General features: G+C 44.4%; 13 protein-coding genes. 11 read left to right on the forward strand and 2 right to left on the reverse strand.

The window, feature by feature from the left end; genetic code table 11:
• The first annotated feature begins 14 nt into the window (after positions 1–14).
• From FTV88_RS05470 to FTV88_RS05515, 10 genes are all read left to right on the forward strand, one after another.
• Positions 15–2537, forward strand: a complete 2523-nt coding sequence (locus FTV88_RS05470) for a phage tail tape measure protein (protein ID WP_153724750.1) — start codon at positions 15–17, stop codon at positions 2535–2537.
• Positions 2537–3244, forward strand: a complete 708-nt coding sequence (locus FTV88_RS05475; protein ID WP_153724751.1) for a distal tail protein Dit — start codon at positions 2537–2539, stop codon at positions 3242–3244. The genes FTV88_RS05470 and FTV88_RS05475 overlap by 1 nt, the downstream gene beginning before the upstream one ends.
• Complete coding sequence (locus tag FTV88_RS05480; RefSeq protein WP_153724752.1) at positions 3244–4866, forward strand: phage tail spike protein; 1623 nt, start codon at positions 3244–3246, stop codon at positions 4864–4866. Before FTV88_RS05475 ends, FTV88_RS05480 begins: the two co-directional genes overlap by 1 nt.
• A complete protein-coding gene (locus FTV88_RS05485; RefSeq protein WP_153724753.1) occupies positions 4863–5930 on the forward strand; it encodes a hypothetical protein in 1068 nt (355 codons plus the stop codon). The genes FTV88_RS05480 and FTV88_RS05485 overlap by 4 nt, the downstream gene beginning before the upstream one ends.
• Positions 5931–6242: 312 nt before the next feature.
• On the forward strand, positions 6243–6656 hold the full coding sequence (locus FTV88_RS05490) for a phage holin family protein (RefSeq protein ID WP_153726528.1): 414 nt from the start codon (positions 6243–6245) through the stop codon (positions 6654–6656).
• The gene (locus FTV88_RS05495) at positions 6622–7647 is read left to right on the forward strand and encodes an N-acetylmuramoyl-L-alanine amidase (RefSeq protein WP_153724754.1); all 1026 of its coding nucleotides are present in this window, start codon (positions 6622–6624) and stop codon (positions 7645–7647) included. The genes FTV88_RS05490 and FTV88_RS05495 overlap by 35 nt, the downstream gene beginning before the upstream one ends.
• 210 nt (positions 7648–7857) lie before the next feature.
• Positions 7858–9516 carry a recombinase family protein gene (locus FTV88_RS05500; RefSeq protein WP_153724755.1) on the forward strand — a complete coding sequence of 553 codons (1659 nt, stop codon included), beginning with the start codon at positions 7858–7860 and terminating at the stop codon, positions 9514–9516.
• Positions 9513–11153, forward strand: coding sequence for a recombinase family protein (locus tag FTV88_RS05505; RefSeq protein ID WP_153724756.1), 1641 nt, complete (start codon positions 9513–9515; stop codon positions 11151–11153). The genes FTV88_RS05500 and FTV88_RS05505 overlap by 4 nt, the downstream gene beginning before the upstream one ends.
• A 109-nt stretch (positions 11154–11262) precedes the next feature.
• Positions 11263–14898 carry a recombinase family protein gene (locus tag FTV88_RS05510; protein ID WP_162007909.1) on the forward strand — a complete coding sequence of 1212 codons (3636 nt, stop codon included), beginning with the start codon at positions 11263–11265 and terminating at the stop codon, positions 14896–14898.
• 223 nt (positions 14899–15121) lie between these two features.
• Entirely contained in the window at positions 15122–15403 is a 282-nt protein-coding gene (locus tag FTV88_RS05515; protein WP_153724758.1) for a hypothetical protein, read from the forward strand.
• A gap of 185 nt (positions 15404–15588) precedes the next feature.
• On the opposite strand, the gene FTV88_RS05525 is transcribed toward FTV88_RS05515, so the two are convergent.
• Positions 15589–16041 (reverse strand): type II toxin-antitoxin system VapC family toxin, encoded by a 453-nt coding sequence (locus FTV88_RS05525; RefSeq protein WP_153724760.1) that lies wholly within the window; start codon positions 16039–16041, stop codon positions 15589–15591.
• Positions 16042–16044: 3 nt separating this feature from the next.
• On the reverse strand, positions 16045–16242 hold the full coding sequence (locus FTV88_RS05530; RefSeq protein ID WP_153724761.1) for a hypothetical protein: 198 nt from the start codon (positions 16240–16242) through the stop codon (positions 16045–16047).
• A gap of 842 nt (positions 16243–17084) precedes the next feature.
• Here FTV88_RS05530 and FTV88_RS05535 point away from each other — a divergent pair.
• Positions 17085–18407, forward strand: coding sequence for a recombinase family protein (locus FTV88_RS05535; protein ID WP_279236989.1), 1323 nt, complete (start codon positions 17085–17087; stop codon positions 18405–18407).
• Positions 18408–18517 lie beyond the last annotated feature (110 nt).

An 18517-nucleotide genomic window follows, 5' to 3' on the forward strand; every position in this document is an offset into this window, starting at 1 on the left:
AAGGAGGTGGTGAGATGTCCGACATCGGTAGCTTAACGGTACGGATTGGCTTAGACTCCATGGGCTTTCAAAACGGCATCAGCCTTCTAAACCGAGAAATGCGCAGAGTACAAGCCGAGTTTAAGCTGGCCAGTGCTCAGATGGGGAACCACGGTAGTGCGCTCGATAGACTGCGCCTACAATCACAGTCTTTGACGAAGCAAAAAGAAATCCAAAAACAAAGAGTATCTGTTTTAGAACAAGCCCATAGAAAAGCCGTTGAAACAAAAGGCAAAGACGCCAAAGCGACAGCGGAGTTAGAGATCAAGCTAAACAACGCCAAAGCGAAACTCGTGCAGTTAGAGCAAGACGTAGCAAAAGTCAATCGAGAAATCGAGATTCAATCGTCGCAGTGGCACAAACTCGGCAAAAGCTTAGAGCCCGTAGGTAAGTCCATGGAAGATGTCGGCAAGAAGATGGAAAGTGTGGGGCAAGGCCTGACCACCAAAGTTACCTTACCCCTTGCCGGCATTGGCGCTGCCGCGATCAAGATCGGCTCAGACTTTCAAGCTGAGATGAGCAAAGTGCAGGCTATCTCCGGGGCCACCGGTGAAGATCTGGAAAAGCTGAGCAACAAAGCAAAAGAGATGGGCTCTAGCACTAAGTTTAGCGCCAGTCAATCGGCAGAAGCCTTAAACTACATGGCCATGGCCGGTTGGGACACCAACCAAATGCTAGAAGGCCTCGATGGCGTCATGATGCTCGCCGCCGCCAGTGGAGAAAGCTTAGCTTCTGTATCTGACATATTAACCGATGCCCTCACCGCCTTTGGCATGCAAGCGAGCGAAGCCGGCGAATTTGCTGACTTGCTAGCCAGTGCTTCCAGTAACGCCAACACCAACGTAGGCATGCTGGGTGAGTCTTTCAAATACGTCGCCCCGATTTTTGGTTCTTTAGGCTACTCTGCTGAAGACGCAGCCTTGGCTTTGGGGCTCATGGCCAATGCGGGGATTAAAGGCAGTCAATCGGGTACATCTTTGCGCGGTGCCATCACTCGTTTGGGGAAACCAACAGCCGCTGCCGGAGCGCTACTTCGAGAGCTTGGTGTGTCTATGACCGATGCCCATGGCGAGTTGCTTCCTTTTAAAGGAGTAATGGATCAGCTCCGATCCTCTTTTGGCAACCTCTCTCAAGAACAGCAAGCTCAATACGCGGCCACCATTTTTGGTCAAGAAGCGATGAGCGGTATGCTCGCGATCATCAATGCTACCGAAGAGGACTATCAAAAACTGACCGACGCTACAAGAAACTACAATGGCGCTGCTGCCGAAATGGCAGAGATTATGCAAGACAACTTGCAAGGACAATTGACCATTCTCAAGTCTCAACTAGAAGGGGTGGCCATTGAGATTTTTGAAATCTTACTGCCTCATCTGATGCGACTCGTTTCGCTGTTGCAAAAAGTGGTAGCCTGGTTTGCCAACTTAAGCCCAGCTACCCAAGAGATCATCGTCAAAATAGCTCTTCTAGTGGCTGCTTTAGGACCAGCTTTGATTATCGGCGGCAAGATCGTCGCTTCAGCCGGCGCCGTTATCAGCGCTTTTAGTAAAATTTCTATTGCCTTAGCGGGAAAAACAACGGCCATCGCAGGCGCTTCTGCCGCTGCCAGCGCTCTAATAGCCATCAAAGGTTTCTTAGCCGCCGCTTTTACAGCTTTAACAGGACCTATCGGAATTGCTATCGCTGCTTTTATAGCTATCACCGCCGTTGGCATCACCCTTTGGAAGAACTGGGATACCATCCAAGAAAAAGCCGCTGCTCTCGGTGAAGCCATTGCTTTGCGCTGGGAGATGATGCGCGACTTTACGGCACAAACATTTGGCCATATCAATAGTACCATAGCTTCAACCTGGGAGAGCGTCAGTACGAGAACGACAGAGCTGTGGAATGGGCTGCAAAACAGCACTACAACCGCTTGGAGCCAGATCCAAGGAACGATTGAAGCCAACGGTGGCGGGATTCGAGGCGTCTTACTAACCTATACCCAAGCTTACCAAAGCCTCTGGAGAGAAGCCCTCTCTATGATGGATCGTCTAACAAGCGGAACATTCTCTGCCATTGCCAATCATGTAAGCCATGCTTTTACGCGCATTAGAAGTTCCATTCACGATGGCATCGATAGCATTCGCCAGTGGAACGCCACAACAGTACGCGAGAAAGTGTTCAGCGTTACGGAACGAGTCCGACAAGTCTTCACCGGCGGAGCCCAATCAGGCGCAGTAGCTCGCAACTATAGCGGTACGAGCTTTTTCCAAGGCGGCTGGACCATGGTGGGAGAGCTGGGGCCAGAACTGGTGCAACTGCCACGAGGATCGAAAATCTACTATGACCAGCAAACGAAGCAAATGCTTGATCAAGGTTCATCTCACTCCGGTGGTTCTGGCTTCAACATAACAATTGAGCAGTTTATCAACAACTCAAGCCAAGACATTGAGCGACTGGCTTATGAACTGGAGTTTTATCGCCAGAGAATTGCGCTAGGAAGGGGGCGGAGGTAATGTTGAGTTTTACTTTTGACGGCAAAGAAAGTTATAAAGACTTTGGACTAGTCATTGTCAAAAGACCGACTTTGCCATCGCCAAAAAGAAGAGTGCACTTCATGGACATTCCAGGGCGCCACTCTGCTGTGCGCTACGATGAAAAGACCTACGAAGACATCACCGTCCTGGTCGAATGCGCTTTGCTAGCTAGAAAGAATCTTGTCAACCGCCTCGACGCCATCAAAGGCTGGCTCTTTGCAGCCGGCGAAAGCGATCTTATCTTTTCTTTTCAAGATGATAAAAAATATCGAGCCCAAGTAGTCAATGCCATCGACTTCACACAAGTCTATCGATACGCTTCTACCTTTCCCATACTTTTTCATTGCCGCCCTTTCAAATACGCACTTGTAAACAATATGATTACAATTACAGCAAGTGGTCAAGATGTTTACAATCCCGGTACCGTAGAGAGCGAGCCGGTGCTGACCATTTTTGGCCAAGGCAATGTGACAGTGACCATCAACGGGGAGAGAATCGAGCTTTTTGATGTGAATGGCAAAATCATTGTCAACGCAGAACTCAAAGATTGCTATGACGATGCGCTTCAAAACCGCAACAACCAGATGGCCGGCAATTTTCCGATTCTGAAGCGAGGCGACAACCACATTACTTGGACAGGCAACGTTCAAAAAATAGAGCTTCTCCCGAACTGGCGGTGGCTCTAATGATCCTTGTCTATGACAAAAAGGAAAGCAACTTTTCTAGAAACGGCTTAGCTGTGTTACAAGAATGCGAAAGCTGCACCATCATGGAAAAGCTAAATGGCCTCTATGAATTGAATCTTGCCTATCCTCTGCACTTGAAAAAAGCGGCTTACTTACAACCCTTTAATATCATCAAAGCAGAAGGCCAGCTTTTTCGCCTGTACCACGTAGAAAAAGACAGCCGCAGAAATCTTCTTTATGCCAAAGGGCGCCATATCTTTTACGATCTGGCCCATTTTTTTATTGAAGACAAAAGAGCCGTTGATAAAACTTGTCTAGAAGTAATGAACATGGTGTTGCAAGAGACGGGTCTTTCTGGTTTGTATCAAATTGATAGTGATATTAGTGACAAGCAGACGCAGTATGTAATCCAAAAAAATGGGGCAGAAGCATTTTTCCTCATCGTTAACCGCTGGCGTGGCGAGCTTTATCGAGATAACTTTTCCATCACCATCAAAAAGCCTCAGCCTAATAACAAGGGCGTGACAGTGCAGTACGGTAAAAACGTTCTCGGCATCACAGAAAAAATTAGCGCTGATGAAGTGGTCACCGCTCTTTACCCTGTCGGAGCTAGGGGCTTAACTTTGCCTGAAAAATATGTCACCGCTGCGTTAATTGGCAACACCACTCTAAGTGGCGGCACTGCTTCAAGTGAAACCAACACGCCTAGTGGCGGTACTATGCCAAGTGACAGCACCACATCAAATGACACAACTATGTCAAGCGGCAGTACTACAACAGGTCAAACCGCTATCACAAATGACACCACTACGCCAAGTTACAGCACTACGTCAATGAACCCTGACGACTATCCTAGCTTCCCACTGATCAAGAAAGTAGAATTTCTCGACGCAGAAGATGAGGAAACCTTGAGGCAAGAAGCGCTAGACTATCTAGCCAAGCACAGCACCTTTAGCGTCAACTATCAAATCGATTTCATTCAACTTGCCCAAACAGCAGAATATGAAAATTACCAATCGCTCTTACAAGTCAAAGTAGGAGACACCGTTACAGTCAAGCACAAGCTTTTAGGCTTAGATTTTACGATCAAAGTGATCGCCCTAGAGAAAGATTTGCTGAGCGCCCAAAACAGCAAAGTGGAGCTGGGCGAGCCTCTTTATACCTTGGATCAATACATCGAAGAGTTCAAAGAAAATGTGCACCACTCTTTTGAGAAGGTCGATTATTCTTTTGAGAGGGTGGATCATTCTTTTGAAGCAGTGAATCATTCTGTAGGGGGCATCCAAGAACAGATTGAGCAACTAGGCAAATCTTCTACCATCGTCAAAAGCTTGACCATGGATAGCCACTTTTTTTACGTGACCTATGCAGTAGAAAAAGGCGATGTTCGTCAATTTAGTGCCAAGTACAGCTACAGCACTGACGGCAGTGGACAGATTACCAGCATCACCTTGGATGAGATTTTTACAGAGTTTTTGCTAAAAGAAGTATCCACTCTGCTCGTCGAGACTGAGACTTTTGAAGTCACTTATGTGGATGGCACTATGGCGACTTACAATTATTCAACCGATAGCACCGGTCGCATTACAGGGATTGAAAAAGTGGAGGGGGAGACGCCATGACCTACCGCAGCAACTTTAACAACCCCTTGGTTCTTTGGACTGCTTTTGGCGGTCGAGGCACGCTTCTTCCTCCCAAGCCTATCTTGCAATGGCAAAAGAAATACTACAATGACTTTGGTTATAGTCGCCATCAAAGTGAAAATAGAATTTCCGTACACAACAATGGCCAAGCCCAGATTTGTGTTTACCACGCCCGAACGCCCTATATGTCTTATTTTAATCATGGGACGAAACGATGGACTGTGGTCAGCGTGCCCTGGTGGAGTCATGGCGTACCGGAAATTCTCTGGGCTGGTGATGGCGTCTTTCTAGCCAAGATTACCGGCTTTGGCAATATCATCGCTTCTTTTAACGGCATTACTTGGCACAATGGTGGCTACTGCCTCAATGCGCAAAATGAGATGCTCACAGGCGCTTACGATATGAACCGAAATAGCGGTGTGGTAGGCTGGTGGTTCGTGCGCTCGCCTCTTTATTACAGTTTTGACTCCCTAACAGAAAGAACGGAGTGGACTTTGGTCGGTGCCGATGGCTTTTCTGTTCCCGTCTTTAACTCTCTTACAGCCCACAAAGGCCTCTTTGTTGGCGTTGTGGACAATCGGCGTAAGATTGCAGCGGCCAGTACGGCAAGTCCTGGTACATGGAATACCACGATTGATCAAGATGAACAGAGCAGCAACTACGCTTTTGTCCGCTCTGTTCATAAGAAGCTTTTTGTGCGACGCTATCGATCAGTTAGTTTTACCAGCCATCAGATTCATCTTTGCGTGCTCAATGATAGCGCCACGGAAGTGACGGAAACGAACCTATCTTTTGTTGGTTCCTTAGATGACAATCGGGCGCCCAATCCGGAAAACATCATCTGGATGGAGCAGTGGGGAAGATACCTGCTCTTTACCGAGAGCAGAATCTACCTATCCGCCGATGGCCTTGAATGGGAAAGCTGGGAGCAAACAGGCTTTACCACCGCTTCTGATCATGCTTTTCGAGGCGCTATCTATGTGCCTGGTGACGGTTTTTATATCACTGTAAATGGTGGATATGTTTATTTTGCTTCCTATTAATATAGAGGAGATTATGCAGCAAGCTCACTTTAACAGAAAAGGATCATTAGACAGATAAAAGCTACAAAAATAGGGACTTGTTGAAATCGCTAGCTATAGTATGCAAACCGATACCTAATGCCCAATACCCAACATCCAATGCCTATACGGACTTTACAGGTGCCTGATGACAAGACTGTCAGAGGCATCTTTTTATATAGAAGAAATAGAAGAACTTAAAAGAAGCTAAAAGAAACAAGAACAGATTACCAGGAGTGAAAGAGAAGGAGGTGCTTTACCTTGGTAAATGGAGAATTTTTAGGATACGTGAAGATGGCTTTTGCGGCTGTCGGCGCTTTCCTCGGCTGGTTTCTAGGCAGTTATGATGGCTTTTTGTACGCCTTGATTATGTTCATCGTGCTAGATTACATCACCGGCCTTATGGTTGCTTACGTTACCAAAGAGATTTCCAGTCATATTGGCTCTAAAGGTATCTTCAAAAAGGTCGTTATCTTTATCCTCGTTGGTGTTGCTCAGATTATTGATAGCCAGATTATCGGTGAGGGCTCTGTGATTCGCACAGCCGTCATCTTTTTTTATCTCTCCAATGAAGGGATTAGCATCATAGAAAACGCTGGCAAACTGGGACTGCCTATACCGGCCAAGCTCAGAGATTCAATGGATCAACTCAAGGACAAAGAGGAGGAAAGAGATGAACCTAGGCCTGAAAATCGGAACGATACTTAACAGCAAATATATGACCAATAACGATTGCTTCCGAGCCGGTCGAAAAATCAGCCCCAAAGGCATTATGATTCACTCCACAGCTACGCCTGGTGTAAGGGCCGCCGCTTGGTTTAACCTCTGGAACAAATCCTATCAAGCCGGCGAAACAAACCGCCAAGTTTGTGTCCATGCTTTTGTAGACGACCAAGAAATCTGGCAGTACCTCCCCTGGGACCACCGAGGCTGGCATGCCGGTGGGGAAGCCAATAACAGCCACATTGGAATTGAGATTTGTGAACCTGGGGGCTTTCAATATGCTGGCAGTACCATGGTCGGTTATGATGTGGCCAAGCAAGAAGCCTACTTTAGAAAGGCTTGGCAAAATGCAGTGGACCTGACAGCATGGCTTTGTCGGAAGTTTAACCTGACAGAACGAGATGTCATTGGCCATGCTGAAGGGCACAGAATAGGCATTGCCAGCAATCATGCCGATCCGCTCCATTGGTTTGCCCAACATAAAGAGTCCATGGACAGTTTTCGCGCTGCAGTAAAAAAAGCGTTAGATGAGGAGCAAGCAGAAAGACCGCTCGGCATAACAGTCGGCACTGTCGTAGCCATAAAGCCTGGTACAAGGCACTATTACCCCGGCGGCCCTGCCATTCCCGATTGGGTGATCCAGGGAAGCTACCATAAAGTAACGCAGACCCTTTCTCGCGGAAAGCCTGTTGTCCGAGGTGGCAAAGAATGCGTTCTCTTAGGCAAAAAAGTAAACAAAAAGACAGAAGCAGAATCAGCCGGCATCATGACGTGGATTGATAAAGGCGCCCTGATCATCATCGTGCCTACGGCTAAGGAGACCGAAGAACGAGAACCGCTGGCAACGAAGGCTGTGCCGGAAGAAGATAAAACGTACTACCGCGTGCAGGTTGGTGCTTTTACGAAACGAGAAAATGCTGAGGCGCTATTGAAGCAGTTGGAAGCGGCGGGGTTTGAGGGGTATATTCGGAGCTGATGTTTTGACATTGGCTCCTTTTTTCTTCTATATAAATAGCGGTTTTATCCAATCATGGTCTTGCTATTTGAACGCTTCTGAGTGATATATGTAACAAGCTGAAAACCTTTTATAGATGCCCCATACTCATTTTTATTTGACAGCTGATTGAATGGAACAAAGCTTATGACTTGATAATTCGGCTAAAACAGATGAAAGGAGGAAAGGACGATGAACAATACACTATTTAGCCAAACTGGTAGCAATGGCCTCGACCTTGATTTTTTAATAAACACTCAAACGTCGATTTTAGGTCCAAACCATGCAATCCATAAGGCTACAGTACTTGCAGAACAACCAAAAAGATTGAGAGTAGCTTGTTATTGCCGGGTCAGCACTACCTTAGATTCGCAAGAAGGTTCTCTTGAAAACCAGACGCTTCATTATACAAGCTATATCAGAGCCAACCCAGATTGGCATTTTGTAGGTGTGTACTCCGACACGAAATCAGGAACAAAAGTGGAACAGAGAAAAGGTTTCAAGAAGATGATTAGACATGCTCTTGAAGGCAAGATAGACATGATAATTTGCAAATCTATTTCAAGGTTTGCAAGGAATGTTCTAGATGCCCTGAACATTGTCAGAAAGCTAAAAGAAAAAGGCGTCCAAGTTGTGTTTGAAAGAGAGAACATCAAAACAGGCAACATGCAAAGTGAGTTTATCTTAACAATGCTCGCAGCAACGGCCCAGGAAGAAAGCAGAAGTATTTCAGAAAACGTGACCTGGTCTTATGAGAAACGCTTCCAGCAAGGAGAGCCGGTCTTTACAAGAATGCTTGGATACAAAAAAGATAAAGACAACAACTGGATTGTAATAGATGAAGAAGCGAAAATCGTCAGAGAAGCCTTTGAGCAATGCCTTCAAGGAAGAAACCCTGCACAGATAGCCAAAAGCTTTATACGAAAAGGATATCAGAAAGTTAATGACAGAACAGACTGGTCAGCCCTTGCCGTTAGAGATATATTGAAGAATGAGCGATACACAGGAGATGTGCTATGTCGCAAATACTATGTGCAAAATCATCTGGGCAAGCGAATCGCGAACGATGGAAGCAAGACGCAGTATTTAATCTATGATCATCACGAAGCTATCATCGAAAAAGAGATTTATGAAAAAGTACAAGAAAAGTTAATGGAAAAGACAAAGAAGAAACCAAGTGGTAAGAGAAAGCGCTACTCTTTTTCAGGCAGGAGTATCTGCGGCTACTGTGGCGGGAAGTTGCAGCGCTTCATCTGCAGAGGCATTGTTACCTGGCGATGCGGAACTCACACTAAAAGCAAAAACCTATGCGCCATGACAGGTATCAGAGAAGAGATGATTGTAAAGGCCATGATCAGAGGCTTTATGGAGCGATATCAAAGCAGAGATTATCAGAAAAAACAGGACCTTGCTACAAAGCTGATTGAAGAACTTCAAGGTGTAAATTCTGCAACAGACTCTGCCTACAACCAAATCCGATTAGAGCTGGAGCGGATTTTGTATAAAGAAAACCTGGTGGTTTTGAACCCGGAAGTCCAAGATAAAGATGGGCAATTAAAAGCTCTAAATGAGAAACGGACAAAAATTGAAGAGCAAATGGCTGCCAAAGAAGCTTGGTGGATCTTATTAGAAGAAGACTCTGAGTATCGACAAAGGGCCATAGAAACCTTAGAGAACTTACGAGCTGTAAAGGTATCTCTAAAAGAGTTGAAAGAACATCTAAATAACAATGATTTTTTAAGAGCATGGGTGGTACGTGTGAAAGCACTATCGCCCATTTCTTTTTCCCTAAATTGGTTTGATGGAGAAGAGACTTTGGTTGAATTTAATGAAGGAGTTGAAGGGAGATGACGACACAGGGGAAAAACTCGGCAAGAGTTAAGGTTATTCCTGCCAAAGTAAGGGCAATCAGACAAGATGAAACTTCTCAACAGCAGAAAAAGAGAATTGCTGTATACGTCAGAGTTTCTACCGAATCGGACATGCAAGCGAGCAGTTATAAGTTACAAGTAGCGCACTATACAGATTATGTACAAAAGAACCCCGCTTGGACTTTGGTTAAAGTTTACGCCGATGAAGGAATTTCCGGTACATCTACCAAAAACAGAAGTCAATTTTTGCAGATGATCCAGGACTGTAAAGACGGCTTGATTGACTATGTAATAACGAAATCTATAAGTAGATTCGCACGAAACACTCTGGATTGTTTGCATTTTATTAGAACACTTAAAAATTTATCGCCACCTGTGGGGGTTTACTTTGAAAAAGAAAATTTAGATACCTTAGATAGCAAAAGCGAACTCTTTTTAACCATACTTTCTTCCATGGCCCAAGAAGAATCGAGGTCTGTGTCAGAAAATACCAAATGGGCGGTACAGAAAAGATTTCAACAAGGGAAAGCCCATTGCCCAACCACCTACTTCTTAGGATACGATACGGATGAACAAGGGAACATCGTTATCAATGAAGAGCAAGCGGCTGTAGTCAGAAGAATTTTTCGAGAGTACTTAGAAGGCAAAGGCGCAACGATAATCGCAAAAGGGCTGATGCAAGACGGCATTCTTACCGCCAGAGGCAATGCAACGTGGACGGGAAACGCCATTCTAAAAATCTTAAAACAGGAGAAGTACTATGGTGCCGTACTCTGCCAGAAGTCAGTCACCATAGACTTCCTGAACCACAAGCGCGTCCCCAACCGAGATATCTTGCCACAATACTACATTAAGGACCACCACCCGGCCATTATATCGGAAGAAGAATTCCAGGCTGTTCAACAGGAGATAAAACGCCGATACAACATGCGCAAAGATCCCGATGGCAAGTATCGAATGAACTACAGTGGAAAAGCCCCTTTTTCCAATAAACTTTTCTGCGGCCATTGCGGCAGGCCTGTGGTCAGACGCAGACTAACATCCCAAACAAATGGCGAGAAGTATCTTTTCTCAGCCTGGCAATGTCGAGTACCGGTAGGGAGAGACCCAGACTTTAAAGGCTGCAATGGAAGGTACGTTTGGGAGATAGATTTAGAAGATTGTTTCACAGAGCTTCTACGTGAAATGCGCAACAACAGGGATGAAGTTATGGCAGAGGCAGAGCAGGCCATAGCAGATAAAAGGTTATCGGAAAAGGAACAAGCAAGATTTGAGGAGCTTGAAAAACAACTTGAAGCGGTAACAAATAGAATTAGCGATCTAGCCTCGAGAGAAATGGGCAGTGCAGACGCCCTTTACGATGCCACCTTACGGCACCTGATTTTCGAGCAAGAAATCCTCAAACAAGAATATGATGCACTCAAAGATAAAAAAGAGGGAAGCTTATACTTCCAGAAACACTTGGAGGTACTTTTAGAATACCTTGACCAGCTACCGAAACGATTTAGCGATGAAATCTTCATCAAAACGGTAGAGCGAGGCATTCTCGATAGAGACAAAAAAGTCACCTTTGAATTCAAATGCGGCATTGCCCGCAAAAAACCAGTAGGCAGATAACCAATAAAAATCTCCTTTCAAACTAGAGAAAGACTTGCATTTTCTCTAGAAATGAGCGACTAATGACATGCCTCAAAGCTGTCGCTCAAGTAGAAAGGAGATTTTTTTATTGGACCAAAACGAAAAGAGAATGTGGATTCAAACCCTTTGGGAGCCCATCCATGAAATCAAGCAAAGCGCACTGGAAAGCGAAAGACAGGGCATCAAAGTGGCCGCTTATTGCCGAGTGAGCAGCAAAGACGAGTCCATCACATCGTTAAAGAACCAGATCGATCATTACACCCTTTTTATAAAAAACAAAGCAAACTGGAAGTTTGTCGGCATCTATTTTGACGCCGGTGCCAGCGCCGCCAACTACAAAAATAGAAGGGGCTTTCAAAGACTCTTGCGGCATTGTGAAGAAGGGAAAATTGACTTTATACTGACCAAAAATGTATCGAGGTTTTCGAGAAACACAGAAGAGCTTTTAAGAATTGTGAAAGAACTTAAAGAGCGGAACATTGGCATCTTCTTCGAAAGGGAAAACATCGACACATCCATCGAATACAATAAATTTCTTCTTAGCACTTATTCTGCTTTGGCCCAAAAAGAGATCGAGAGCATGTCTGAGCTAACGAGGTGGGGCTTTGAAAAACAGTTCATGAAAGGAAAACCCAAGTACTCACGCATGCTCGGTTACGATGTCGTTAAAAGCAATGAAGAATCGCACCTTCAAATCAATGAGAAAGAAGCAGAGGCTGTTAGAAGCATCTTCAATATGTTTATAAAAGGACTTTCACTATCCGAAATTGCACGCCAGTTGATCCAAGAAGGCGTTAAAACGTCCGCCGACAAGGATTTATGGAGAGGAAGCACTGTTAAAAACATACTGACCAATGTGACCTATACAGGAAACAAGCTCACGCGTGTAAGAACTAAAGATATCTTTACCAACAAAACAAGCCGAGGAGCAAGAGACCAAATTCTCATTGAAAACTGCCACCGGCCTATTATCAGCCCAGAAGTTTTCGACTTGGCCCAGAAGCGACTGGAAGAAATAAAACCGAAAGAGATAGCGGCGAAGCCAAAAAAGAAAAAAGCTTTGTCAGGAAGGATGAAGTGCGGTCATTGCGGTTATAGGCTCTCAAACTATCCCACAAGAGGCGTGAACTATTGGAAATGCGACCCCAGCGATTCAGGTGTATGCCACTTCAAATCGCTAAAAGAAGAGGCCTTACGCAAGATGATGCTAAAGGCCATGGAAGAAAAATATGATTTTCAACAGCCTGGCCTACTCCAAAGACTGGGCAAGGAGCTAGAGCGGGTTAACCAAGATGATCACTTTGAATTTCTCAGGCTTAAATATATTACAGAAATAGAGCTCGCCAAACAGGAGCAGATATTGCTAGATCATCATCAAGACATCGACCAAATGGAACAAGCCTACTTTGCCTTTGAAGAAAAAGCGGCAAAATTAGAAGACGATCGAAAGTATCGTAACGTAACGATTGAATGGTTGCAAAAAACCAGCAGCGTCGATGAATGGCTGGAAAAGGTTACGATTGAACATTTGCGATCTTGGATCATTGAAATGACAATCTACTCTACCGATGATTATCGAGTCTATTGGATTGATGATCAGCAAACCATGATCGGCGACTGCACGCTCTATGGCAAGGCGGAGCTAAGACCGAAGCTGGTAAAAGAACAGGAAAAAATGATTTCCAAGGAAAGCATAACCCTTCCCAAGGAGGCTCCAGTAGATATGGATACTAATAGAGAGGTTATTAAGATCGAACCGAGCCAAAGCGCTCTTACCAAGCAAGCGATTCAGTCAGCGAAAAATGTAGAGCTTATGAATCCCTTTCAAGCACTAGGCAAGCCCAGACTACGCACGGCCGCCTATTGCAGGGTATCAACAGATCAGCTAGATCAGAAGACAAGCTTAAAAACCCAGGTCGCCTATTACACCTATCTGATTCTAAAAGATCCAACCTACGAATTTACCGGCATTTTTGCAGACGAAGGGATCTCCGGGAAGTCACTTAAAAACAGAACAGAATTGTTGAAGCTGTTAGAAGAATGCAAAGCCGGAAACATCGATTTGATTCTTACCAAATCCATTTCAAGATTTAGCAGAAATACGCTGGATTGTTTAGAAATGGTCAGAATGCTACGCTCTTTACAGCAACCTGTGTATGTGTACTTTGAAAAAGAGAACATCCATACCAAAGACGCTACCAGTGAAATGATGATCTCGATTTTTGGCAGCATCGCGCAAGAAGAAAGCATTGGTTTAGGCGAGTCAATTGCCTGGGGAAAAAGAAAGTATGCAGCGCGAGGAATTGTAAAAACGGGAACCGTCTGTTATGGCTACAAGTTTGACAAGAACAAAAGGTGGGTCATTGACGAGGAAGAGGCCAAGATCGTGAGGAGGATTTTTCAAGATACTTTGGCCGGAAAAAGTTATAACCAGATTGTCAAAGAATTGACCGAAGAAGGCATCAAAAGCCCCAAAGGGAAAGCGAAATGGTACACATCGAGAATCAAAGCGATATTAGAAAACGAAGCCTATCGAGGCAATTATGTTTACCAACGGACCTTTACAGCTGATAGCATAGAAGCAAAAATTGTCCCTAACAATGGAGAGTATCCTCAGTACTTTATTGAAGACCACCATGAAGCGATTGTTTCCAGTAGCGATTGGGAAAAGGTTCAATCCATACTGGAAGAGCGCTCAGCGAAATTCAAAAATAGAAATCGAAAGAAATACCCTAAAGAAAACCTTAAAAATCCCGCTTTTGTGAATGCCTTTACCTGTGGTGACTGCGGGAGCTTGATCGGCCATAGACGGTATGTTGAAAAGACTTACGAAATGCACGGTTGGGTATGCAACTTGGCCGATAAGCTTTATGTAGCCAACCGGTGCAAGTCAGGAAGATTTCAGCAAAAGCTTATAGAACTTAACTTCATGAAAACGCTGCTTTCTATCAAGAGGGACAAGGCATTTAAGAAGGCAATGGATGAGCTGATAAAAAAGACCGATTTGAATCAAGAGGAACTGCGTTTAGAGGAAGCGCTTCAAGATAGAATCGAGCTTTTCAACCAGCAGCTTTACGAGGCCGTGAATGAAGAACTCAATAAAGAGGGACAAGACTCTCGAAAAGTAGATGAACTAACAGAGGAACTCGTAAAGCTACATAATGAGCTAAAGAGCTATTCAGAGCGAAAACGGCAAGCACAACAATACAAGCAAGAGCTCAATTGGCTTTGGAAACAGCTACGAAAGATAGACGACAAAGCCATTGAAAGCCTCGATGTACTTCGGAAAGACCGAGAAGTTCCTTTTCGCAAGGACATCTTCACCAGGATTGTGGAGAGTGGAAAAATCTTCAGCGATGGCAAGATTATCTATAAGCTCAAGCTGGGTCTTGAGTGGTCGATTGATTTTAAGAATGAAGATTTCAAGAAACTCATCTCAAAGCAAAAAGCAGCCGAGCGCAGGGCGAAGAAAGAAGCCTTTTTAGAAGGGCCAGAAGTTAAAGCACTTTTAGAGTTTTGCCAAGAGCCAAAGCCTTTTTCAGAGCTCTTTAAGTTTATGAATAGGATGCTACCTATATCAGAAGCTCATTTTAGAGTAACGGTGTTGAACGTGCTCTTAGAGCAAGGCAGGGTGAAGAGGAAGTTCCCGGAAAAGCGTAGCCGCAGGATGATGATTTATTATTCTGTAGAAGGGGTTGGGGATGAGGGAAGGGTTAATTTTTAGCACGAGAACTCCCTCAGATTTCCCTTGATATAAGTCTGCTCTAGAGCAATACTCTTACTACCAAAATGAATGGATTGGGGAGGGGGAAAATGGTGATGGCCAGCAAGAAGGAAAGGAAACAATTGACACCAAGCCTCTCTCTCAAATCTGTTCAGAGCCCTGTGCCGATGTAAAGTCAGCACAGGGTTTTTCTTTTCATTTAAATAGGATGGGAGTGTTTCAGATGAGTACTGTAAGAGTGAAAACATTCATCGATGTGATCGAATTGGCCCCACTTAAAAGCGGCCAGGGCGTAACTGATCACATTGTAGCAAGCATGGGGGCATACCGAGAGGAACTGCGCACTTTAAAAGAAGAGGCGAGAACAGCTTTTCAGCTTCGGCAAATACCGGGACTTGAAGTTAAGGAGAACATGGTTTTGGTCTGCGACACCGGCAGATACAAGATCACCAGGGTGAAAAGAAAGGATGATATGTACTTAGAGGCCTTGGTTGAAAGGGATTGAGTACTTGGTTCTTTTGGCTACTATTCGTTCCGTTACTTCTACCGAACAATCTCGAGGAAATGATTTGAAAAATTTTGCAAATGATTATAAGGGCCGTACAATGGGGATTCAGGAATTGATCAGAAACGCCACAAGCCGCCACCCTGTTTTGGGATGACGGCTTGTTTATGCGAAAGTAACTTTAGCTACGGTTCCTGGTACGGGACGCTTATTTTGAGATCCGGATGTTCTACGTAATGGTAGTCATCGGGATTCCGTGTAAGCAAAGGAAGCTTATAATGGATAGCTGTTGCAGCAATATAACAATCCTCGATATGATGCTCCCGATATTCATAAGATTGTCGGGATAGCATTCCTGCTACTTGAGCGACATCGGCTGTTGTTGAGAGAATACCAACAAATCGTGGAAGCTTATCGATTATCCTGGCTTCTTCTTCTATGGATAAATGGGGGTATTGAAGTAGTTCCTTCAATGTGTGGCATGAAGTAAAAAGAGGCTGGTCATCTAAAATGAGAGATTCAATCAGCTCTTTAGCAGACTCCTGACAAAAACGTTGTTTTTCGTTTTTTGGGCGGGACCTACGAAAGTGCCGAATCCAATCAATTAAAATGTTTGTATCTAAAAGATAGCCGTTCATGAGTTATCTGCTTTCATCTTTGTCAAAGAAAGAGGTGTCTTTGTCGCCCCACATACCAAGCAAACTGTAGGCAGCTCGTAAGCGGCGCTGAATTCTTCTCTCCTTTGGGTCTTTAGTTAAAGCTTCACGAAACTGTTTCCCACGCAGAGACTTTTTGCGGATTATGTTTCTGTTTTTGGTCTCTCTGATGACAGTTTTCATTTCTCTTTCTCCTCCTTTTCTTTCAACCCCTCAAAAATCGCATTCCAAGGTAGCACGCAGTTTGAAACCTTCTTAACTTAAATTATACGTTACAGAGAGTAGCAACGCAATTCAAGGATAAAAAACAAGAAAAAACACTTGGTCACAAGTCAGACTACCGAAGCGAACCGGGGACCTGGGCCTCCATGGGTACCACCCTGCATTGGTGAAATAAAAATTAAAAGAGGACTAGACGCATCTAGTCCCCTTAAGTGCAAGCCGAAGCTTACACCGCAATTCATATATTACACCCCAGTACTGCATGTAGAGACAGTAAGTTTCCCTTGGTTTAAGACCATTTGAACTCGACCACTTATTAGCCGCATGTCGAGTAGCGACAAGTATTTGATTCATATCTTCTGACTAGACCTTATAGCAACTCTGGGGAAATGTCAAGGCTAGATTTATTTTGAAATCACCAGATAAACGAAGAATACGATCATCGCCCATAAAGGCACGCTGATTAGCGTACCAACAATCAAGCCTTTGAAAAAGTTGAAGCCTTCCAATTCAATATCCCCCTCTATGCTCTTACGTTTAGTTTGGCAAAAAACATGCTTTCCTAAACCAAACAAAGAGAGGGGTTGGTATGGTGAGGTGAAAAAACCAAATCGTTGTTCCTCTAACGAAGCTCATCACCTTAACCGGTGGTGGGCTTTTTTTGATCTATAAAGCATACTCATGCAAAACCATATTCCGGGCAAAAAAGGGTCAGAGCATCACTATATCTAGTGACCCGGAATTTAGCCTGATACTAGATATAGTTATTTTATCCTTGGATCATCAAGGGGTGCCTCAAATTCATAAGAGAGCTTAAGGCGTTGGGGATAGGCATTTACTTCGAAAAAGAGAACATCGACACCTTAGACACAAAAAGCGAACTGTTCCTTACCATCCTCTCCTCCATGGCACAGGAAGAGTCCAGAAGCATAAGTCTCAACACAAAATGGTCGATCATGAAGAGATTCCAACGAGGCAACGCCCATATCCCAACAACCTACTTTCTAGGCTACGACACTGATGAAAATGGCAACCTTGTCATCAACGAAGAAGAAGCGGCCGTCATCCGAAGAATCTACTCCGAATGCCTCGCTGGAAAAGGAGCAGCCTTGATCGCCAAAGGCTTAATGAAAGACGGTATTTTAACAGCCAGAGGCAATAAAAAATGGACACCCGATGCGGTCTATAAGATCTTGACGAATGAAAAATTTACAGGCTCGGCCTTAACTAACAAAACAATAACCATTGATTACTTATCCCACAAACGAATCCGGAATGATGGCAGAGAACAACAATATTTCATTAAAGAGCATCACCCCGCCATCATTTCAGAAGAAGATTGGAATGCCGTCCAGCAAGAGCTAAAACGAAGAAACGACATGCTCAGAAACCCCGATGGAAAATACGCACAAAACTATTCCAACAGATCATGCTTTTCCAACATACTCTACTGCGCCGAGTGCGGCCACCCCATCGTGCGAAGGCGAATGAGCTCACAGAAAAATGGAGAGAAGTACCTTTTCACCGCCTGGCACTGCCGAACGAAAACGCACCCCCAAAAATACAAAGAGGACTGCAAAGCAAGGTACGTCTGGGAATCTGCTCTGGAAAGTGAGTTCATGACTTTGCTAAGAGACTTAAAAGCAGGAAAGGCTGAATTGCTCCAAGATGCTCAGCAAGTCATTGATGAACACGACCTCAGCCCAACAGAAAAAGAGCGCCAATTAAATCTTGCAACACAGATTAAGCAAATCAATGAGCAGATACAAAAGCTCACAGAACAAAGCAACTCTTCTCTTGCCAACATTTATGAAGCTTCAATCAACCACTTATACTACGAGCAAGAGCTACTACAAGCCGAGTACGATGAACTCGATGAGAGGCGACAAACAAGCAAAGATATGGAGCGTCACTTGGAAACATTACTTTCCTATTTAGACAGCCTCGATGAACGAGAAAGCTTTGATGAACAAGAAAGCTTAGAACAAGAACAAGAAGAACCGGCCTTCCAAGAAGAAATCTTCCGACAGGTCGTGCAAAAAGGCATCATTAACAAAGACCTGAAAGTGACCCTAGAATTCAAATGTGGCATTACCCGAAGCTTTATAGCTAACCGGAAAAAATAAAATAAAGAACCCCCTTGAACTTCTAGCAAGATTGAGTGATAGATAACGTACCTCCCCAGTACCAACAGGTGAGGGAAGAACGCCAAACTTGATTAGAAGAGGAGGGGGTT

The sequence above is a fragment of the Heliorestis convoluta genome, assembly GCF_009649955.1.
Lineage (GTDB): Bacteria > Bacillota > Desulfitobacteriia > Heliobacteriales > Heliobacteriaceae > Heliorestis > Heliorestis convoluta.